Origin of the sequence: Shewanella sp. BJSY2023SW005 (assembly GCF_047314585.1) — a bacterium.
Lineage (GTDB): Bacteria > Pseudomonadota > Gammaproteobacteria > Enterobacterales > Shewanellaceae > Shewanella > Shewanella algae.
Genome location: NZ_JBKORJ010000020.1, coordinates 44,385 through 64,443, shown reverse-complemented (window position 1 = coordinate 64,443; position 20,059 = coordinate 44,385). Strand labels below are relative to the sequence as shown.

Here is a 20,059-nt window from a genome sequence, read left to right as displayed (position 1 = left end):
ACCTAGATAAGCGCCTTAACGCCTCGCCACCGGCACTTCCAGCATGGCCATAGCCGCCAACTTGGACTCCAGAGGTTTGCCTTCAAAGCGGGCCTGGAAGCTGTATCCCTCAGGGCCAATTCGCTCAAGTGTCTTGGCCGGTACCTTGAACATCACTTTCAGCGTCTGTCCCGGCTTGATACTGGTATCTCTGATAGCCTGAGTGAACATCATTTCATCCGACCAGGCCCAGACTCGCTGTTCCTTATCATCCACCAACCAGAGATCCGCCGTCATCCCTGAGTTAAAGCGGATCCCAACCACGTGCTCGCTCGGGTTACGGATCTCCAGCATCGCCTGCAGCGGCTGCTTATTGACTACTTCTGCAAACGTCAGTTTACCCTCAAGCAAGGCAGCTGTCGGTGCTTTTTTGATGGTACCAAAGTGCAGTGTCGGCATTCTGAGTTCCTCCATCCCAGTCGGGGTCTTTTGAGGCACAGGCTCAGTAGTTGCAGCATTGGAGCCACTGCAACCTGCGAGTGCCAAGACCGCCAGCAAAGGCAAAACGGCACGCATCATTTACCTCCTCCGAGTTTCTTGAAGATGCTGTCTTTAAGCTTGTCTTTCACCTTCTCGGTTTCTTCCTTGAGTTTGGAATCAAACAGCGCCTGGGTATCGAGTGCAAACTTGGGTTCCTGGAATGAACCGGAAATCATCAGCGGAATTTCAACACCGGCCAGATCATTCTTGCCTTCACCGCCTTGGCCCTTGAGACTGCCGACCACTGAGGTTTTCAGCTTATAGTCCAGTTGCTCACTGATAAGGTTGGCACTACCGGCACCCGCCAAGCGAATAAGTGGTGAGGCCATCGCCAGATCCGGGTTATTGGCCACACCATTTTTCAGACTGAAACTACCGGTCAGGCTGGAGAAGTCTGTCTTGCGTTCGCCCTCTTCCTGAGCCGACAAATCACCTTTTAGCTTGGCCTGGGCGCTGCGGATCATATGAGGGATATTCACGCCGTAAAGGGCACCGTCACTGATTTCAAACTTGCCGTTGGCGTCCAGGTTTTGCTTGATGTTATCCGGAATTAGGCTCTTGCCTTTACCATTGACATTAAAAGCGGTGGCACCGGCAAGAATTTCCAAATCGGCCGCATCCTTGAGCAAAGGTTGAATTTTGACGCCGCTGAGCTGAGTATCAAAATTGTAGCTGGCGACCTTGTTGCGACCGTCAAGCTGTGCCTTGGTCATCAGTTTACCCTGATACAAGTCAGCGCTGAGCTGCTTCATATCCAGCACGCCATTGTTCAGAGCCAGATCCATTTTCCAGTTTTCAGTGGTCAAGCCGGCAGCCTTAATGGCCTTAACAGTAAGATCCATGGCGAAGTTGACCTGCTTCATCGCACTCAAGTCCGGTTCACTGCCGGCCTTGGCGGCCGTTGCCGACTCAGTGGTTTTGACTGCGGCTTTATCTTCCTCACCGGCAGGCAGTAACTTGTCGAGGTCAATTTCCCCCAGTGCCAACTTGGCTTTCACATCCGGTACCTTGCCGCCGAAAGCCACTTTGAGATCCCCTTTGCCTTCAATATCGGCCACCTTGAGACTGCTCAATACCAGCTCGGCGTTTTGACGGTTGAGATCCAATTTCACATCGGCATTCAGATTGGCGCTCAACTTGCCGCCGGGCATACTCTTGCCTTCAACGCGATTTTCAATGGCAAAGCCGGTGATCTCCAACTGCTTCATGTCCGCTGAAATCTTCAATTGCCCTTTACCCTCGCTGGCAATTTTCATGTCCGGCATGCTGCCGCTGAACTTATAAGCCAGAGGGGCAAATTTACCCAGCGAAAACTCGCCCAGGGTCAGGGACTCAAGTACAAAGGTTTGGTCACTGCCACTGCGCTTGTCGAGCAGATGAATTTGGGTATTGGTGATATTGATGCCACCAATATTGAGACTGGCCAGCCCTTGAGCGTTGCCTTCGGTATTCTTGGGTTGCTCTTTGGCCGTACCGGCATCGCCGCTGAGCCCATCCAGACTGGTGCGGCCGTCTTTCTGGGTTATGAGATCCAGTTTCAAGCCATCGAGGTTTAACTGGGCAATTTCCACTTCTTTACGAAACAGCGGCATCAGAGCAACTTCAGCGACAACCTGATTGACTGCCAACATCTGTTTCTCATCGAAACCATCCGGGTTACTCAGGCTGATACCGCCCAATTCAATTCCCAGAGTCGGGAAAAAAGTCCAGTTGAGATCCTGACTGATGACCAACTCACGCCCTGTCTGTTTTTTTACCGCATCGACTATTTGGGGTTTAAAGTCGTTGGGATCAAATAACAAGGTCAAATACAGAACCAGACCGAGAAACAATACCGCGAAAATACCCAGTATCCACTTAACCACTTTCATAATAGTTTCCTTGTTCAACAATAAGGACAAAGGCGCTTGTTCAACTGATAAAGGCCATATTCAAGGGATTTTGGCTGACGGCGATGCCATTATCATCGGCATAGAGCATCATGCCGGGAGTTATCTGCACATCACCAATGGAAAGCGCACAGTTGATTTCTCCAGCCCCCTTACGCTCGGTTTTGATAGGTACCGCCGCCAGGGCCTTTACCCCAAGCTGCATGGTCGCCAAGGTGGCAACATCGCGCACGGCGCCATAAATCACGACTCCCTGCCAACCATGGTCAACTGCGCTTTGGGCAATAAGGTCTCCCATCAGGGCCTTGGATGTAGAGGCGCCACCGTCCACCAACAGCACTTTACCCGTGCCATCAGTAGCCAACAGCTGTTTCACCATGGAATTATCCTCGAAACACCTGACGGTTACGACTTCGCCCCAAAAAATAGACTTGCCACCAAACTGGTGAAAAACAGATGGCAGCAACATGAGATCATTTTCATAATGATCAAAGAGATCCGGTAACAAATCCAGCATATAGGCCTCCGTGCAAATACTGCTTTCTAGGTTAACGCCCTTATCCTGCCACCACAAGTTTCATGATAGCAAAACAGGCATCTCCTACGCTGTGCAGTGAAATGCTTGAGTAAGTTCGGAAATATACTATAAACTACTACAAGTGACAGCTTTACGATCCCTTTATCCTGTCCACTCTTTCGGGCAAAATTTCGTTTTAAGTGAACATACATGACAAAAGATCTCGATTTGCAGAGTGCTATTGCGGCGCTCGATGCATATGGATATGAAAAAAAACACTCAACGGATCTTGAGCAAGCCAGAAACAAACAACAGATGACCCGTTATTTGAAGTCTTTGGACTATAGCCTCAGGCGTTTGAAGCTTCTGCAGGAAGCGGTCAATGAATTGGTCGAAGAAACGCAGAACGACTTGCATAAACAAGAGCAAGTCCAAACCTTCAAGACCAAGGTCATCAATTTATCCCGCGAACTCAATATGTCCTACGATGAAGTATTGGTCTATATGGCCAATCAAGGCGGTAAGTAAGTCCTATAGGGAAGTGAGTTCAGTATCGATTGCAATATAGTTCGATATACCAGAAAGGCGCAGACAATATCTGCGCCTCTCTTTTTATAACAATGATATAAACCCTTTCTGTCCAACAACTATTTATTCCATCTTTTAAATTTCATTCCGTTATTGAAAGTTTCTGGTGCCTAACAAAAAGCAATAAGTATCCGCTCAAATCCCCAACCTATTATTCGTCCGGATTATTCCAAATAATCCCATGAAAATTATGAGGCTTTATAGCGCACCCTCTTGTTTGCACTACACTTAGGTACAAACGGCCCAGTTTGAAAAGATAAGGGCTCAAAGCTGTGACGAATGGAGGGCAGCAACCACTATGGGAAAGATGCTAGTGCCTTTGGCTCTGCTGCTACTCTTGTTTATCTGGCTCAGCGGGCCCAGGCAACCAACCTCCCCTGTTTTACTCAATCAGACCCCGGTTCGCATCGCCGTGTCCACCTCGCTGCTTTCAGCCCCTGTCATCATTGCCGATAAGCTCGAACTCTTTGCCCGCGAAGGCGTCTATGTGGTGCTACAACCACTTCAAGGTGGCGATCTTTGTTTCGAGGCCCTGCTCAATCACAGGGCCGATCTGGCCACCAGCTCTGAATCCGTAGTGATGTTTAATAGCTTCAAGCGAACCGACTTTACCGTGCTGGCCAGCTTTGCCGAATCGGATAACGACATTAAGCTGTTAACCCTGAGCCAGAGCGGTATCACTACCCCGGCGCAACTGGATGGCAAACGCGTTGGAGTCGTTGCCGGCAGTGCCAGCGAGTACTTTCTCGATACCATACTGAATATTGCCGGACACCCAGCCTTGGTGCCAGTTCGGGTGGATATCCGCCCGTCTGGCTTGGCACCGGCGCTGTTGGCCGGCGATGTGGATGCGATTTCAGTTTGGGAGCCCTACGGATTTCAGCTGCTCAAGCATCAACCGGGCAAGATAAGCGAGTTCCCCAGCCGGGGGTTATATAGCCTTTCTTTCAATCTCATCAGTCGTAAGGCCGACAACCAAGCGTACTACGAGCATCATGTGCGGATCCTCAAGGCGTTGAAACTCGCCAGTGAATTTATTGTTCTGCACCCGCAGGAAGCCCGTCAACTGGTTGCCGAGTATCTGCACCTGCCAACAGAGGAGGTTGCCGCCCTCTGGCCCGACTACCTGTTCCGTCTGTCGCTGGGTAACAGCCTGCTCAGTAATCTGCAGTCGCAGGCCCGCTGGGCCATGGCCAGCGGCACCATTGAAGCCCAGCAGCTACCGGATTTCAGAAGCGTCGTCGATCCCACTGCATTGGATCAGATACAACACATGTCTTTGGTGGAGCAGAAATGAAGCTATCCAGCCGCCTCAATATTCTGGTCATTCTCTGCATCACCCTGACGCTGGTACTGGCGCTGTCACTGCTGCAACAGCGCCATTTTTCCCAGCAGACATTCCAGCAGATGCACAAACTGGTGGAGCTGCAACTGCATCTGGATCTACTGCGCTCCAACTTGTGGCTGCTGCAGCAATACCGGGATACCCGGGCAGTTGAAAATACCCAGCGGGATCTGCTGCGCCTCAACGCCCTCTTGAGTAACACTCAGGTCGATGATGAGCAGCAACAGCAGCTATTGGCCAATTTAAAACGCCAGAGCAGCAACATCAGTACCCTGCTGGAGCATTCCCTGCCCAAGCTGTCGCTGATAGCAGATGATCAGTTGGTCAGCAGCATGTTGCTGTCCAGATACAATATGAGTATTCAATCCATGAGCGAAGATCTGTTTCGCTTTCAACACTACACCATGGACAGAGCCCGTATACTGCAGCTCAGTCATCTCTATCTCAACGGCGCCCTGCTGCTGGCCATTGCCCTGTTGGTGACAGGCTTTACCCTGCATACTCTGAGGCGTTTTCGGCGCCACTTGGGCAGTTTGAAACGCGGCATTCGCGATCTGGCCAAAGGCGATCTTCACAGCCGTATCAGGTTGGAACAACAGGATGAACTCTCGGAGCTGGCCAATGAATTCAACAATATGAAACAGGCATTGATGGAAACTACAGCCCGAAAGGAGCAGTTACAGCTGGAAGTGGAGGCGCAAACCCGGCAGTTGCAGCAGCAACAGGATAGATTAAGATATTTGGCGGATCATGACGATCTCACCGGCGCACTCAATCGCGGTGCCGCCACCACCGAGCTGGAAAACGCCATAGTACGTTGCCAACGTCAACAGCTTAAAGCGGCGCTGCTGTTTATCGATCTGGATAAATTCAAACCCATTAACGACAACTTTGGCCACAGCGCCGGTGACACAGTGCTGGTGGAAATCGCCAAAAGGCTGCGAGAGACCTTAAGACGCTCGGATTTGGTGGCCCGTATCGGCGGCGATGAATTTATCATCTGGCTGGAGCCGATAAATAGCCGCGAAGAAGTCTGTGCCGTGTTGGAAAAGATTCATGCCTTGGGTGCCGATATCCCCTGGCAAGGGCAACAACTGCAAGTCGGCCTGAGTACCGGCATCAGTCTCTATCCTGAGCATGGCGACACCCTGGCCGAACTCATCGGCGCTGCCGACAGTGCCATGTATCAGGCCAAGCAGGCACAACCTCAGGCTTCCATGGAACTGGCACTAAAGAAGCGCTACAGCTTTGCCTCACCCAGTGCCGATGCCTGACTATGCTTGCCCGGCCACACACGCCTGAACTTCAAACTGCCGGCCAAAGGCGCCTAAACCAGTTGAATCTCGGCAGTCTTATCGCCAACAACAGCAACATGGCAGCAAGGTAAAGACTGGGCTCAATGATTTCAGACTTCACCGACCAGTAATAGTGCACAGGCACCAACAGGGCAATGGCATAAATACTGTAATGCAGTTGCTGCCAACGTCGCCCCATCCGGCGCTGCAATGCCTTGAGCGAGGTCAGCGCCAGCGCTGCAAGCAACAACCAGGCGCTGGCCCCCACCAGAATATAGGGGCGCTCGATAATTTCACTGAATAGCAGCTCCCAGGCAAACAGCAGATCCAGGCTGAAATAGCTGAGAATATGCAAGCAGGCCCAGGCAAATACCCAGAGTCCGAGCAAACGCCGGGTCTGCATCAACAACCCCAGTTTGAATTTTCTGGCAACTGGCGATACCAACAAGGTGGCCACCAAGGCGTTGAGTGCCCCTTTGCCGGTAAAATGGATAATATACTGCACAGGATCGCCACCGGCACTGTCTGTCACCACTTGCAGAGCCAAATAAAGCAGTGGCAAACCGGCCGCCAGATGCAGCAACGCCTTTAACCAAGGCAGTAGCTTGGGATCTAAGCGCATCAATAATATTTCCTTAAATCCAGATCCCGGTAAAGATGGGCTACCTGCTCGCCATAACCGTTGAACATCTGGGTCGGGATCCGTTTGGCAGAGAATATCCCACCTTCGGCAATCCGCCGCTCTGTCGCCTGTGACCAACGCGGGTGATCCACCTTGGGGTTCACATTGGCATAAAAACCATATTCATGGGGTGCCAGCTGATTCCAACTGGTCGGCGGCTGTTTATCCAAAAGCCTAATTTTCACGATAGATTTAATGCTCTTGAAACCGTATTTCCAGGGCACCACCAAACGCACGGGAGCACCATTTTGCGGTGGCAGTGTCTTGCCATAGAGGCCCACCGACAGGAAGCTTAACTCGTTCATCGCCTCATCGAGTCTTAATCCCTCCACATAGGGATAATGAATGCCGCCGCCCATCAAGCGATTGCGTTGCCCCGGCATCTGCTCGGGATCAAACAGGGTTTCAAAGGCCACATAAGTCGCAGAGGATTTAACTCCGGCCTTGGCCAGCAAAGCCGCCAGCGGAAAGCCGACCCAGGGGATCACCATGGACCAGGCCTCGACACAGCGCAAACGATAGTGGCGCTCCTCAAGGGGAAGCAACTTGAGCAGATCGTCATAGTCCAGCGTCAAAGGGCGCTCGACCTCGCCTTCCACTTTCAGCATCCAGGGATTGACCTTGAGGTCCTGACTGTTTTCGAAGGGATCTTGTTTACCTGTGCCAAACTCGTAGAAGTTGTTATGGCGGATCACCTTGTCAAGGGGTGTCAGGCTTCCCGGTAATTGAAAGTTAGGGTTGCTGCGATAGTTGAGATTTGAGGTCACAAATGCCTCGCTCTCGCGCTTTTCACCAAAAAGGTCAAACAGGCCTGCCTGAACATGGCCGGGAATACTGGCACCTATGGCGCCGAGCCCCAACACCTTAACTATATTGCGCCGATCGCGAAACACGGCTTCCGGCGTGACTTCAGTTGCCGGCAACTCCCAGGGCATTTGCCTGCCGATACCCGGTTTAAATTTTTTATTGCTCACAGAGACCTCTCAATAGCTGCAGTCAATTCAGTTTATAAGACCCAGGCAGGCAAAGAAAAATTTCCTGCTGGAATAATTCCTGCGGCTTCATTGGCTGAACCTTGGCTGACAAGGGGTACAAAATGGGCAACTCTTGGCCATTTATCCTGAGTCTGCATGCCCTGGCCCTTGAAGGCCCTGACTCATTCTGCGACTCTATCCGGGTTTTCCGCTCCTCTTTTTGCACTCAAGGGACATGATATGGACTTGGCCACCACAATTTCTGCGCCTCAACTCATTGCCGCCGCAGCCGTATTACTGCTGGGTATCTTGCTTGGCGCCCTCTTTAATCAGCGCATGACCCGCGGCCGCTGGCAACAGATCAAAGACCAGTTGGTGCTGCAACATGAACAAAGATGCAGCGAACTTAACGAACAACTCAGCAACAGCCAGGAAAAAGCCGAATGGCTGGTGTCCCAGCTCGGCAAGGCAGAGGCCATTGCCGAGCGGGTGCCCGACCTTGAACAGCAACTCAAGGATGCTCAGCGCAAGCAGTTGGAAACTCAGTTAAACCTGTCAAAATCCAATGCCATGCAGCAGACAATCAGCGCCCGCTTCGACGCCGAGCAGCAGGCGCTCAACGATAAGATTGAACTGCTTGAGCGCAGTGAAGCCCGCCTGAAAGAGCAATTTGAAAACCTGGCCAACAAAATTTTTGAAGACAGAAGCGAAAGGCTAAAATCCCAGAATCTATCGCAGCTGGATGGTGTTCTTGGACCACTGAAGCAACAACTCGAAGGATTCAGAAGACAAATTCATGAATCCTACTCACAGGAACAGAGTGAACGTTCCTCACTGAAACACCAGCTGGAAGATCTCAAGCAGCTCAACCTGCGCATGAGCCAGGATGCGGTCAACCTCACCAAAGCGCTCAAGGGTGACAACAAGCAGCAAGGCAATTGGGGGGAAGTGATCCTGGAGCGGGTGCTGCAGGAAAGTGGCCTCAGACAAGGGCACGAGTATGACGTGCAGCAGGATCTGAAAAATGATGCCGGCAAGCGCTTTAAACCCGATGTCATCGTCCACCTGCCAGCCAACAAGGATGTAGTGATAGATGCCAAGATGTCACTGCTAGCCTATGAGCGCTACTACAATGCCGAAACCGATGAAGAGCGCGCCCTGGCGCTGCGTGAACATATCAACTCTATCCGCGGTCATATCAAAGGCCTGAGTCAGAAGGACTATCAGCAACTGCACGGCATCAAGAGCCTGGATTATGTGCTGATGTTTATTCCGGTGGAACCCGCCTTCCTGCTGGCGCTGGAACAAGAGCCGCAGTTGGTTAATTTTGCGCTCGAAAACAACATCATGCTCGTCAGCCCAACCAATCTTTTGGTGGCACTGCGCACCATCAATAACATCTGGCGCTACGAGTATCAGAACCAACATGCACAGAGGATCGCCAGGCAAGCCGGAAAAATTTACGATAAACTCTGTGGCTATCTGGAAGATATGGACAAACTCGGGCGCGCGCTGGACAATGCAGAGAAGTGTTTCAACGGCGCCATGAATAAGCTGGCTACCGGCAGAGGTAACCTTGTCCGCCAGGCTCACCAGATGCAACAGCTGGGCGTTGAAACCAGTAAACAACTGGATAAACAGTTGCTTGAAAAGGCGATGACAGAGACTTCCTTGCCGACAGACCAGGAGGTTGATGCCATAGAGGATACAGAGCCGGACAGCGAACTGGCTTCCTGAGCTCAACCCCGCTCTCAAGTGAACCAGGCCATCAACAAGGAGTTTTAGATGCGCAGAGCCTTGACCCGAATCGCCCTCGCCGGCAGTGTTGCCTTGAGTGCATTGACAGTATCCACTCCCTGGATGCTGTTTCCCGGGATAGGCCATGCGGCCAAGGCACCTGCCGCTTTGGAGCAACAACGCCAAAGCTACCTAAAGGCCAGAGAAGCGCTGGATAAGGGCCAACTTGAGGAGTATCGCAAGCTCAGGGCCCAACTCAAGGATTACCCACTCAGTATCTATCTGGATTTTCACGCCGAGCTGGATGACATAATGGCGCTTTCTGGCTCAAAGGCGCTAAAGGCATTGGACAAGTTTGAGCATTCACCCTTGCACGCCAGTGCCCGCCACAGGTACCTGGTGCAAGCCGGTGCCGACAAACGCTGGCAAGACTTTCTGGCCATTTCCCCGGAACTTCCACGAGCCACAGAGCTGCAATGCTATTTTTACCGGGCCAAGCTTGGCCAGGGTGAGGCTCAGGTCGCCTGGGATGGCGCTCGCCAACTCTGGCTCTATGGTCGCTCCCGTCCCAAGGAGTGCGATCCCCTGTTCAATGCCTGGAGCAAGGCCGGGCACCGCACTCAGGAATTGATTTGGTCGCGGATGATGCTGGCCTTTGATGCCGGCCAAAGCGGTCTGTTGCAGTATCTGGGGCGTAAAGTGACTCAGCATCAGAGCCAGGCCAAGCTGCTGCAGGCGGTATACAAAGATCCCAATCGCCTCAGGCACATGAATCAGTTTGATGGCGATGCCCCCATCTACAGCGACATAGTGTCCGCCGGGCTTAAGCGCCTGGCCCGCAAAGATCTGCGTCAGGCAGTTCGCCTGTACGTCAAGTATGAAAAAGCCGGCAGATTCAGCGATTTCCAAGGGCGACAACTCAACCGTTATCTGGTCAGACGAGCGCTTATCGTCGAGGACGAGGGGCTTAGAGATCATATCGACACCATGCTGCCGCTGCTCAAGGCCGACGATCTGACCGAGCGCCGTCTGCGCTGGGCTATTGCCGAGCAAAATGACGCCGATATCCGCCGTTTTCTGCCGCTGCTCAGCGACGAAGGCCGCAACGATGCCCGCTGGCGCTACTGGCACCTGAGGGTCAATGGCCGGGACGATACCATGCTCGAAGCGCTCAGCAAAGAGCGTAATTTCTATGGTTTCTGGGCCGCCGCCGAACTCGGTGTCGCCCCCAACCTGGCGCATGTGCCGACTCAATCCCAGGCGCAAATGCAGGCAAGACTCGCCGATGACAAGGCGCTGGCGCGGGTATCTGAACTGCTGGCACTGGATAAACTGGTCGATGCCCGCATCGAATGGAGCCAAATGCTCGCCCGCCACAACAAGCAGATGCGCGCCCAGTACGGCGTCTACGCTCAGCAGCAAGGTTGGGACGCGCTGGCGGTTGAAGCCAGTATTCAGGCCAAGCTCTGGAATGATATGGAGATGCGCTTTCCCTATGCAGCAGACCCTTTCTTTACCCGGGCAGGCAAAGACTTCAAGGTCAATGTCAATGAAATTCGAGCAATCTCCCGCCGCGAAAGCGCCTTCTACCCTTATGCGACTTCGTCAGTGGGCGCCAGAGGCCTGATGCAGCTGATGCCGGCCACCGCCAAGCAAACCGCAAAAGAGTTCAAACTGGCGTTCAACGGCAGTCGCAGTCTGTACGACCCGGCCATCAATGTGCCACTCGGTAGCGCCTACTACACCAAGCTACTGGAACAGTTTGACAACAACCGGGTGCTGGCCGTTGCCGCTTACAATGCTGGCCCTCACAGGGTAAAGCGTTGGTTGAAGCAGAGCGATGGCAAACTGGATGTGATGAGCTTTATCGAAACCATCCCCTTCAGTGAAACCCGCTCCTATGTGCAGGCCGTATTCACCTACCGGCAGATTTATGAGCTGCGTCAACAACAGGCGCTGCCACAATTCAGTGAAACAGAGCTTGGCCGCCGCTATTGAAGCGGCGGTGAATTGGCACTGAGTCAATTTCCCAACGCTTTGATATTAAAGCGCTTGTTCCTCGCTGTATTTTTCAGCGCTCGGTACTTTAGTGGGGTAAATGGGCTTGTTATCCCACGGCTATAATGGGAATAATTAGCATTCATTTAGCTAACTCCGTTGATGACTGCATGGATCTTTCTCCTCCGCGGCACATTGCCTGCGAATATCAGCCACTTGTTTGCCCCCGGACCCTGACCATTCAGGGCTATGAGGCCCTGGCCCGCTTTTACAATCAAGAGGGAAAGGCGCTGGCGCCCAATCTGGTATTCGACTGGCTGCACAGAGACAGCCGCGCCCTTGCAGCGGTAGAACTGCAAGCCAAGCTGTTGCAACTCAATCAGGCGCCTAAAACGCCAAGGCTGCACCTGAATCTGGATCCCCACGCGCTGGACAGCGCCAACTGTCAATGCATGATGCAGGCGCTGGACAAATATCAGCAGCAAACCGGAGGCTTGACGGTAGAGCTGATAGAAAACACCTGTGTCAATGACGCCGATAAAGCCCAGGCACTACTCAAGGAACTGCACCGCCGCGGGATTACCGTGGCACTCGATGATGTCGGTGCTCCCCATGCCATGGTGTCGCTGCAACTGCTGACTGCCATCGACTGCATCAAGCTCGACCGTCACTGGCTGAGTGCCATCAAGGCACCGCTCATGGCTAAGCTTTTGGAAAATCTGCTTAATTTTGCCAAGTCCTGCCAAAAAATAACTATACTCGAAGGAATTGAAACCGAGCAGCACCTGTCTCAGGCACTGGCTTTGGATGTGGATTTAGTGCAAGGTTTCTATTTCAGACCTCAGTTCATCCAGACGGAGCCGGAACTGATTTCAGTGACCATCTAACAAGGAAGCCAATGTGTCCAAGAGCCAGATAACCCAGGTACTGCAGCAACTCGAGCAAGTTTTGATAGGCAAGCCCAGGGTAATACGGCTGGCACTGGCCTGTTTACTGGCCCGCGGCCACCTGCTGATTGAAGATCTGCCGGGCATGGGCAAAACCAGTTTATCCCACGCACTGGCGCAAACCTTAGGCTTGAGTTATCAGCGGGTTCAGTTTACCAGCGACATGCTGCCAGCGGATATTCTCGGGGTTTCCATCTTCGATAAGCAGCAATCTGAGTTTGTATTCCACCCCGGCCCCATCTTCAAACAGATGGTGCTGGCCGACGAAATTAACCGCGCCAGCCCCAAGACCCAGAGTGCCTTACTCGAGGCGATGGCAGAGCGGCAGATCACTGTCGACGGTGTGACCCACAGGCTGCCGCATCCTTTTTTTGTGGTCGCCACCCAAAACCCCACCGACCAATCAGGCACCTTTCCACTGCCGGAATCCCAGCTGGACCGCTTTATGATGCGCCTCTCCATTGGTTATCCCAGCCAGGACGCCGAGTTGGCCATGCTCAAAGGACAGGAGCGTAACCAGCCCCTGCCCCAGTGTCTGAGTGCGCTCGAGCTGGATCAACTGCAGCAGGAGTGCGAGCAGGTGGCCGCTTCCGATGCCCTGCTTAACTATATTCTGGCGCTGGTGGAAGCTTCCCGCAGCCAAAACGAAGGCTATGGCCTTTCCCCCAGAGCCACCAAGGCGCTGCTGGCGGCGGCCAAGGCCTGGGCCTATATCCAGGGGCGTCAATATCTGGTGCCCGAAGATGTGCAAGCAGTGTTTGGCGCTGTTGCCGAGCACCGCCTGCGGCATTCGAGCCAACTTCAGGGCGAGCAGTTATCGGCCAAGTTACTCGGCACCATTAATCCCATTCGGTAACAACGAGATGGCCTCTGTGACCTCCCTCTTCTCTGCCCGGTTCAACCGCTGGTTGTCACGGCGTATTCCCGCCGCCAAAGAGCAACGTTTGAGCCACAGAAGCATCTTTATTCTTCCCAGCGCCTTCGGCGTTATCTGGCTGGCGCTGGTACTGCTGCTGTTTCTGTTCGGCACCAACTATCAAAACAACCTGGTGATCGGCCTGGCCATAGTATTGGCCAGCGTGTTTCACACCTGCATCATTCACAGTTACCGCAACTTAGCGGGACTGAGACTCAGTGCCCGTAAGCCTCCGCAAGCCTACGCCGGCGACAGCCTCTCCTTCCCTGTGACCGTCAGTGCCGACAGAAGCCTGTTTCGGCTCGGTTTCAGCTACCCGGGAGAGCGGCAAGTCTTTGTCTCCTGTGTCGATAACCAGGAGCAGACGGCTTTGGTGCCCATGCAGCCAAGACCCAGGGGCCTTTGGCATCCAGGCAGGCTCAAGGTAGAGTCCTGCTACCCTCTGGGGCTCTGTCGCGCCTGGTCTCATCTGGATCTCGACACCAGTCAATGGGTGTTTCCAGCGCCTGTGGTCAGCACACCTAAACTGGGGCGCAGTGAACACGTCCCCGAATCCCAAGACAGTGGCGAGTGGCTCAGCGGCGTCGATGAATACGCCGGGCTTAAGAGCTATGTTCCGGGGGAATCGCTCAAACAGGTGGCCTGGAAACAGTGGGCTCAGGGCCGAGGCATGCTCAGCAAGGAGTTTGCCGAGCCTCAGGGGGCGCCCTTGTGGCTGGAGCTTGATAGCAAGTTAACCGGCGATGAGTTGGAAAAGCGCCTGGGTGAGCTGAGTTATCAGGTCAATCAACTGGCCCATTCAGGCCAAACCTGGGGGCTTAAGTTAGCGGGCAGGACCATAGCGCCTTCTCAAGGCGAACCTCAGCGTCAGGAATGCCTCAAAGCCCTGGCGCTCTATCCAGGTAAGGCTGAAGGTACCGGCCGATGAAAGCCGCTCGCTTGAAAGCCGCGCTCAAGGAGACCTCGGAGGAGATCATCACCCGCCGCACCTTGCTTTGGCTGCTGATCACCAATCTGGCAGTGCTGGCGCCGCTTGCTGGCAAAATCACCCTGGGAACCCTGGGGATCTGCGCCATCTGTTTTGTCTGGCGCTTGGGGATCTATCTTGGCAAGGTCGCCAGGCCCCCCAGAGTGCTGGTGACTGTGCTGGCCATTGCTGCGGCGCTGACGCTGGCGCTGGTGAGTCGCGAACTTGGCCTGCTCAATGCCCTGGTCAACTTGCTAATCCTCGGCTATTCCCTCAAATATATCGAAATGCGCAGTCGCCGCGATGTCAAAGCCGTGGTACTGGTGGGCTACTTTCTTATCGCCCTCACCTTTATCGACCATCAGCAGATGCTCGACGCCCTGCAACTCTCGCTGGTGGCGGCGCTCAACACCTGTGTGTTGGCAAGCCTCTACCACGAACAGGCCTCGTTCAATCGCCAGATCAAGCTAACCCTGGTGCTGCTGGCACAGAGTCTGCCGCTGGCACTGCTGCTTTTTGTGGTGCTGCCGCGTTTCAGTCCGCTTTGGATGGTACCGCAGATGAAAAGCAGTACCACAGGTCTGTCCGATGAGCTTAGCTTTGGTGATATCTCGCGCCTGACCAAATCCAACGAGCTGGCATTTCGCGCCAGTTTCAAGGGCCAGATACCGGCTCCGGAAGACAGGTATTGGCGCGCACTGGTATTGGAAGAATATGACGGCAAACGCTGGCAGCAGTCACGGGGAATAAAGGCGCTGCAGCAAGACAGCTTTATCATGAATCGCCGCCCCGAACCCGGCGCCCCCAAAGGGCCTTTTATCGATTACAGCATCATAGCCGAGCCGAGCGGCCAGCATTGGCTGTTCGGCTTGGATCTCGCCTACAGCATGGATCCGCGCCTGGTGAATCTGCCGGACTTTCGCCTCTATGCCATAAGGCCGGTAGAACAAAGGTTGCAATACCGGGTGATGAGCTATCCTGATGCACCCCTGGATAACCGCTTGAGAGCGCCGCTGCGGCAGGTCAATCTGAGCCTCCCCGATGGAATCAACCCCCGCAGCCGCAAACTTGCCGCCGATTTTGCCCGCCGTTATCCGCAAGCCCAGCAGCGCTTGACGGCCATGATGCAGTATTTCAACAGTCAGCCCTTTTTCTACACCCTGACGCCCCCGCCGGTGGGGCCGCAGCAACTGGACGACTTTTTGTTTGAAAATCGCGCCGGGTTCTGCGTTCACTACGCCTCGGCATTCACCTTCATGGCCAGAGCCACCGGCTTGCCCGCCCGCATTGTCACCGGTTATCAGGGCGGCGAATACAACCCGCAGGCCGGTTATTTCAGCGTGTATCAATATATGGCCCACGCCTGGAGTGAGGTCTATCTCGAAGGTAAAGGCTGGGTACGTTACGACCCCACCGCCATGATAGCGCCCGAACGAATTGAGCAGGGTTTCGACTCCCTGTTCAGCCCGGAAGAAAGCTATCTTTCCGAACTGCCGTTTGCCGGGGTGCGGGCAAGCGACTGGTACAACAGCCTGAGACTCAGGCTCGCCAGCCTGGATTACTACTGGAGCGTCTGGGTACTGGGTTTTGACAACGCGCGCCAGCAAGAAGTGCTCTCCAAACTGCTGGGGGAAGTGAGTATCGGCCGTCTGGCAGCCTTGGTCCTCGGGGTGATGGCCCTTACCTTTATCGTCATTTTGTTCACCACTGGCCTGCTGCGGCTTAAAAGAGGCCCGGACAGCATTAACCGTCACTATCTCAAGGTATGCCGCCAGGCTGCCAGGCTCGGACTGCCAAGGCAGACTTCCCTGGGGCCTGTGAATTACGCCGCGGCGCTTGCCGCGCGCTGGCCGGCGCTGACAGAGGAGATAGAAAGCTGGACCTCACTCTATATTCAGCTCAAGTATCAAGACGCTTCCAAGGAGTCGGCAACGCTCAAACGCCGCTTTATCCGCCAGTCCCGCGCTTTGTGGTTCAAACTGCTGAAACAAGATTTGCAACCCGATAAATCAAGCACCTAGAATAGAGCACCAAAGCAATAAACGGCTCAAAGCCAGGTAACCTTGCTGCCTATGTTTACTCTTATCCAGTCCAACAAGATGGAATTGCTGTCGGCCACCCTGGCAGACCGGCTTCGCGATGGCGTGCCCGGCATGTCGCCGCTTAGCTGTGAGCAAATTCTGGTGCAAAGCCCCGGCATGTCCACCTGGCTCCGCCTGGAGTTGGCGCGCCACAACGGCGTGGCAGCAGCGCAGGAGTTTCCGCTGCCTTCCAGCTTTATCTGGCAGCTCTGTTATCTGCTGCTCGATGACGTGCCCAAGGAAAACCCCTTTACCAAGGCGGCGATGACCTGGAAACTGATGGCACTGTTGCCCTCCCTTCTGGATAGAGACAATTTTGCACCGCTCAGACATTATCTGGGCGACGATGTCGAGCTCAAACTGTTTCAACTCAGCGGCCGTATCGCCGATATTTTCGATCAATATCTGGTATACCGTCCGGAATGGATCCTCGGCTGGGAGCAAAATGAATCTCCGCTGGAGATAGCGCCGCAGCACGCCTGGCAACCCGAGCTTTGGCGCGAGTTGGTGCGTTACAACAATCAGGAGTTGCAACAGAGCCATTACCACAGGGCCAATCTGCACCAGGCGCTGATTGAAACGCTGACAGGCAGCAATCATGCCTTGGAGGGCCTGCCGCCCAGGTTGTTCGTGTTCGGGATCTCCTCGATGGCGCCGCAAACACTGGATGTACTCTATGCGCTCGCCAGTCGCATCGAGGTAGTGATGCTGAGCCTCAGCCCCTGTCGTCACTATTGGGGCGATATCATAGAGCCCAGGGCGCGGGCGCGAATGGCGCTGGCTTTTGAGGGCAAGAAACAGTTGCCCGAGCTCTGGGAAGACAAGCTGGAAGTGGGCAATCCCATTCTGGCCAATAACGGCCGTCTCGGCCGCGAGCTGCTGGATATGGTGCTGGAGCTGCCCCCTGAGCGGCTGGAACTGGAAGAGCTGTTTCACCCCGGCAACACAAATACCCTGCTCGGCGGCATTCAAAATGACATTCTGGAGATGGAAACCTTAGGCGAGCCTCTGGGGCCGGATGTCAGCAAATACCTGAATATCGCCCGGCGCAGGCCCTTGGCCGCCACCGACGACTCCATCACCCTGCGAAGCTGCCACAGCCCGCTGCGGGAAGTGGAAACTTTGCACGATCATCTGCTGCATCGCCTGCGCAGCGACCCTTCGCTTGCCGCCAAGGACATCATGGTGATGCTGCCCGATGTGGCCGCCTACGCCCCCTATATCGATGCGGTGTTTTCCGCCAAGAGCGGCGATCATTTCATCCCCTATGCCATAGCCGATCGCGGCGCGGCCCAGGAATCCCCCTTAATTGCCGGTTTTCTCAACCTTTTGGCGCTGGACAAGAGCCGCTTTGGCCTGACAGACATCATCAGTATTCTCGAAGTGCCCGCTGTGCTGGCCCGCTTTGGCATAGCTCAGGAGGAGCTGGAGCAGCTCAAGGGCTGGCTCAAGGCCGCCGGTATTCGCTGGGGCCGCGACAGTCACAACCGCGAAGAGCTTGGCTTGCCCGGGTTTGACAAACATTCCTGGGCCTTTGGGATCCGCCGCATGCTGCTGGGTTATGCCCTGGGCGATGATGCCGAGCTGTATCAGGGCGATCTGCCGCTGGCCGGTATTGAAGGCCAATCGGCGCAGGCGCTTGGCAAGCTATTGAATTTTATTGAAGCGCTCGATGACTTCAGGGAAGAGCTCAAGCAGCAAACCCCGCCTGATGAGCGGGTGGCGCAGCTTAACGCCCTGCTCGATGCCTTTTATCTGGCCCAGGAAGACGATGCCAGGGAAGAGATCAACGACATTCGCCAGGCCATAGACAGATTCGCCGAAGAGCTGCGACTGTCGGGCTTTAGCGGGGTATTGCCGCTGACAGTGGTTTGGCAATGGTTCAACTCAACCTTGAGTGAGTCCAGGGTCGGTCAGCGTTACCTCGCCGGCAGCGTCAACTTCTGTACCCTGATGCCGATGCGCTCCATTCCCTTCCGCCAGGTGTGTTTGCTGGGGATGAACGATGGCGTCTACCCCAGGGTACAACATCCTGTGGGGTTCGATCTCACCGCCCATGAAAAGCCAAGACGCGGCGACCGCTCAAGACGCCTGGATGACAGATACCTGTTTCTCGAAGCCTTGCTGTCGGCCCGGGATCAGCTCTATATCAGTTACATAGGCCACAGCGAGCGCGATAACAGTGAGCGTATTCCCTCCATGCTGGTATCGGAATTGCTGGAATACATTCAGCTGTGTTATCGCCCGGACGAGGCGCAATTTACACCGCCATCAGTGCCCACAGATGCCGATGAGATTGCCGCCCTTGGCGATCTGGCGGCCGATGCGCTGATGCAGCGCCTCATCATTCAGCAGCCGTTGCAACCCTTTGATGCCCGGCTCTACAGTGACAGCGAGCTGCCCGGCAGTTTTGCAACCCAGTGGTGCCCCCGGGAGATGTTTGCCGCCCAAAGCCCGGCGCCTTTTATTGAGCATGAGCTGGGCGAGGAAACCGCCCTCAAGGAGCCGGAGCTTGAACTCTCGGCGCTGATCCGCTTTTTCCGCAACCCGGCGCAGTATTTCTGTCAGCGGGTGCTACAGCTGGACTTGAGGCTGGATATCGACAGTCAGGACAATGATGAGCCCTTTGAGCTCAACGCCCTGCAACGCTATCAGCTGCAGCTGCTGATGATGCAGGATGCGCTGGAAGACGAGCGCGGAGAGCTGGATGAAACCCTGCTCGACAAGCTCAAGGCCGAAGGTCTGCTGCCGATGGCGCCGTTTGACGATCTGCTGCTGGATCAATACCGCCGCGATATCGCCCCGGCGGTGGAGCGTACCCGTTTTCTTCGCGCCGAATTGCCCAAGCCGGATGCCGTTGAAATAGCGCTCAAGCTTGAGGTCAATGGCCGCAAACTGCTGCTCTGTGGCCGCATCGAAGACTGCTACCCCAAGGGCCTGGTCAACTTAAGGCCGGGTACCACCAAGCCCAAGGATCTGTTGAGCCTCTATATTCGCCATCTGTGCCTCAATGCCAGCGGCATTCACAGGCACAGCTATCTGCTGGATGCCGGTCACTTCCACGCCATGGCGCCGCTCAAGGCCGAATCTGCCAAGGCCCTGCTGGGTCAGTTGGCCGCCTTGTTTGAGCTGGGGCAGCACAGGCCGCTGCCCTTTATGGCGCAAACCTCCATGGCGTACTTCAGCGCCGAGGTAGAAGATGGCTTAAGCGTTGACAGTGAACATCAGCTGCGGCTTGCTGAGGCCGAGAGCGCCTGGTTGGATGATGCCGGGTTCGGTGACGGCCAGGATCCCCATAACGCCCGCCTGTTCCGCTTTCCGGAAGACTTTGGTTTAACCCTTGATGACAGCGCCCATGCTGCCACGGCGGCGGATTTTGGGCTCAAAGCTGGCGAACCTAAGCTGAGTGAAAATGAGTTGAGTGAAGATGAGTTTACGCTGAGCAACATGAGTACGGGGTTGCCAGGCGGTTGGCAACTCAGACTCAAGCAGAGCCTGAGTTTCCCGGCGTTGGCCCAAGGGATTTTGGCGCCGCTTATCAGCCTTTACCACAAAGACAAACTGGCCGCCCTGGCCGATTTTACCCAGATGGGACAGGAATAAT

Annotated in this window: 15 protein-coding genes; 10 read left to right on the top strand and 5 right to left on the bottom strand. The window is 54.6% G+C overall.

Going from position 1 to position 20,059, the window contains the following annotated elements; all coding sequences use genetic code 11:
- Positions 1–15: 15 nt before the first annotated feature.
- Genes ACMHXI_RS04610 through ACMHXI_RS04600 form a run of 3 tightly spaced genes read right to left on the bottom strand, consistent with a single transcriptional unit; the run spans position 16 to position 2,925 of the window.
- Positions 16–558 (bottom strand): BsuPI-related putative proteinase inhibitor, encoded by a 543-nt coding sequence (locus tag ACMHXI_RS04610; protein WP_081782881.1) that lies wholly within the window; start codon positions 556–558, stop codon positions 16–18.
- Positions 555–2,390: an AsmA family protein gene (locus tag ACMHXI_RS04605; protein ID WP_413734144.1), complete on the bottom strand. Its 1,836-nt coding sequence runs from the start codon at positions 2,388–2,390 to the stop codon at positions 555–557. The genes ACMHXI_RS04610 and ACMHXI_RS04605 overlap by 4 nt, the downstream gene beginning before the upstream one ends.
- A 40-nt stretch (positions 2,391–2,430) precedes the next feature.
- A complete protein-coding gene (locus ACMHXI_RS04600) occupies positions 2,431–2,925 on the bottom strand; it encodes a putative 4-hydroxy-4-methyl-2-oxoglutarate aldolase (protein ID WP_025009658.1) in 495 nt (164 codons plus the stop codon).
- 210 nt (positions 2,926–3,135) lie between these two features.
- On the opposite strand from ACMHXI_RS04600, the gene ACMHXI_RS04595 reads away from it, so the two are divergent.
- The 3 genes from ACMHXI_RS04595 (at position 3,136) to ACMHXI_RS04585 (ending at position 6,132) form a co-directional block, all read left to right on the top strand.
- The gene (locus ACMHXI_RS04595; protein ID WP_025009657.1) at positions 3,136–3,453 is read left to right on the top strand and encodes a hypothetical protein; all 318 of its coding nucleotides are present in this window, start codon (positions 3,136–3,138) and stop codon (positions 3,451–3,453) included.
- 358 nt (positions 3,454–3,811) lie between these two features.
- Positions 3,812–4,810, top strand: coding sequence for an ABC transporter substrate-binding protein (locus ACMHXI_RS04590; RefSeq protein ID WP_144377437.1), 999 nt, complete (start codon positions 3,812–3,814; stop codon positions 4,808–4,810).
- Positions 4,807–6,132, top strand: a complete 1,326-nt coding sequence (locus ACMHXI_RS04585) for a GGDEF domain-containing protein (RefSeq protein ID WP_025888076.1) — start codon at positions 4,807–4,809, stop codon at positions 6,130–6,132. Before ACMHXI_RS04590 ends, ACMHXI_RS04585 begins: the two co-directional genes overlap by 4 nt.
- 31 nt (positions 6,133–6,163) lie before the next feature.
- On the opposite strand, the gene msrQ is transcribed toward ACMHXI_RS04585, so the two are convergent.
- Entirely contained in the window at positions 6,164–6,778 is a 615-nt protein-coding gene (gene msrQ / locus ACMHXI_RS04580; protein ID WP_275955705.1) for a protein-methionine-sulfoxide reductase heme-binding subunit MsrQ, read from the bottom strand.
- The gene (msrP, locus tag ACMHXI_RS04575) at positions 6,775–7,770 is read right to left on the bottom strand and encodes a protein-methionine-sulfoxide reductase catalytic subunit MsrP (RefSeq protein ID WP_413734355.1); all 996 of its coding nucleotides are present in this window, start codon (positions 7,768–7,770) and stop codon (positions 6,775–6,777) included. Before msrP ends, msrQ begins: the two co-directional genes overlap by 4 nt.
- Positions 7,771–8,049: 279 nt before the next feature.
- Here msrP and rmuC point away from each other — a divergent pair, with 279 nt between their 5' ends.
- From rmuC to recC, 7 genes are all read left to right on the top strand, one after another.
- The gene (gene rmuC / locus ACMHXI_RS04570) at positions 8,050–9,546 is read left to right on the top strand and encodes a DNA recombination protein RmuC (RefSeq protein ID WP_071237600.1); all 1,497 of its coding nucleotides are present in this window, start codon (positions 8,050–8,052) and stop codon (positions 9,544–9,546) included.
- Between the two features lie 123 nt (positions 9,547–9,669).
- The gene (locus tag ACMHXI_RS04565) at positions 9,670–11,544 is read left to right on the top strand and encodes a transglycosylase SLT domain-containing protein (RefSeq protein ID WP_413734353.1); all 1,875 of its coding nucleotides are present in this window, start codon (positions 9,670–9,672) and stop codon (positions 11,542–11,544) included.
- Positions 11,545–11,714: 170 nt separating this feature from the next.
- A complete protein-coding gene (locus ACMHXI_RS04560; RefSeq protein ID WP_025009651.1) occupies positions 11,715–12,431 on the top strand; it encodes an EAL domain-containing protein in 717 nt (238 codons plus the stop codon).
- 13 nt (positions 12,432–12,444) lie between these two features.
- Positions 12,445–13,347, top strand: a complete 903-nt coding sequence (locus ACMHXI_RS04555) for an AAA family ATPase (protein ID WP_028779274.1) — start codon at positions 12,445–12,447, stop codon at positions 13,345–13,347.
- A complete protein-coding gene (locus tag ACMHXI_RS04550) occupies positions 13,235–14,335 on the top strand; it encodes a DUF58 domain-containing protein (protein ID WP_413734139.1) in 1,101 nt (366 codons plus the stop codon). The genes ACMHXI_RS04555 and ACMHXI_RS04550 overlap by 113 nt, the downstream gene beginning before the upstream one ends.
- Complete coding sequence (locus ACMHXI_RS04545; protein ID WP_413734137.1) at positions 14,332–16,395, top strand: transglutaminaseTgpA domain-containing protein; 2,064 nt, start codon at positions 14,332–14,334, stop codon at positions 16,393–16,395. Before ACMHXI_RS04550 ends, ACMHXI_RS04545 begins: the two co-directional genes overlap by 4 nt.
- A gap of 51 nt (positions 16,396–16,446) precedes the next feature.
- Positions 16,447–20,058, top strand: coding sequence for an exodeoxyribonuclease V subunit gamma (gene recC, locus ACMHXI_RS04540; RefSeq protein ID WP_208142756.1), 3,612 nt, complete (start codon positions 16,447–16,449; stop codon positions 20,056–20,058).
- The last annotated feature ends 1 nt before the right edge of the window (position 20,059 follow it).

What these genes read in the sequence shown, in the direction of transcription:
- ACMHXI_RS04610 (WP_081782881.1), bottom strand. Translation starts at nt 558, where the DNA reads ATGATGCGTGCCGTTTTGCCTTTGCTGGCGGTCTTGGCACTCGCAGGT.
- ACMHXI_RS04605 (WP_413734144.1), bottom strand. Translation starts at nt 2,390, where the DNA reads ATGAAAGTGGTTAAGTGGATACTGGGTATTTTCGCGGTATTGTTTCTC.
- ACMHXI_RS04600 (WP_025009658.1), bottom strand. Translation starts at nt 2,925, where the DNA reads ATGCTGGATTTGTTACCGGATCTCTTTGATCATTATGAAAATGATCTC.
- ACMHXI_RS04595 (WP_025009657.1), top strand. Translation starts at nt 3,136, where the DNA reads ATGACAAAAGATCTCGATTTGCAGAGTGCTATTGCGGCGCTCGATGCA.
- ACMHXI_RS04590 (WP_144377437.1), top strand. Translation starts at nt 3,812, where the DNA reads ATGGGAAAGATGCTAGTGCCTTTGGCTCTGCTGCTACTCTTGTTTATC.
- ACMHXI_RS04585 (WP_025888076.1), top strand. Translation starts at nt 4,807, where the DNA reads ATGAAGCTATCCAGCCGCCTCAATATTCTGGTCATTCTCTGCATCACC.
- msrP (WP_413734355.1), bottom strand. Translation starts at nt 7,770, where the DNA reads ATGCCCTGGGAGTTGCCGGCAACTGAAGTCACGCCGGAAGCCGTGTTT.
- rmuC (WP_071237600.1), top strand. Translation starts at nt 8,050, where the DNA reads ATGGACTTGGCCACCACAATTTCTGCGCCTCAACTCATTGCCGCCGCA.
- ACMHXI_RS04565 (WP_413734353.1), top strand. Translation starts at nt 9,670, where the DNA reads ATGCTGTTTCCCGGGATAGGCCATGCGGCCAAGGCACCTGCCGCTTTG.
- ACMHXI_RS04560 (WP_025009651.1), top strand. Translation starts at nt 11,715, where the DNA reads ATGGATCTTTCTCCTCCGCGGCACATTGCCTGCGAATATCAGCCACTT.
- ACMHXI_RS04550 (WP_413734139.1), top strand. Translation starts at nt 13,235, where the DNA reads ATGTGCAAGCAGTGTTTGGCGCTGTTGCCGAGCACCGCCTGCGGCATT.
- ACMHXI_RS04545 (WP_413734137.1), top strand. Translation starts at nt 14,332, where the DNA reads ATGAAAGCCGCTCGCTTGAAAGCCGCGCTCAAGGAGACCTCGGAGGAG.
- recC (WP_208142756.1), top strand. Translation starts at nt 16,447, where the DNA reads ATGTTTACTCTTATCCAGTCCAACAAGATGGAATTGCTGTCGGCCACC.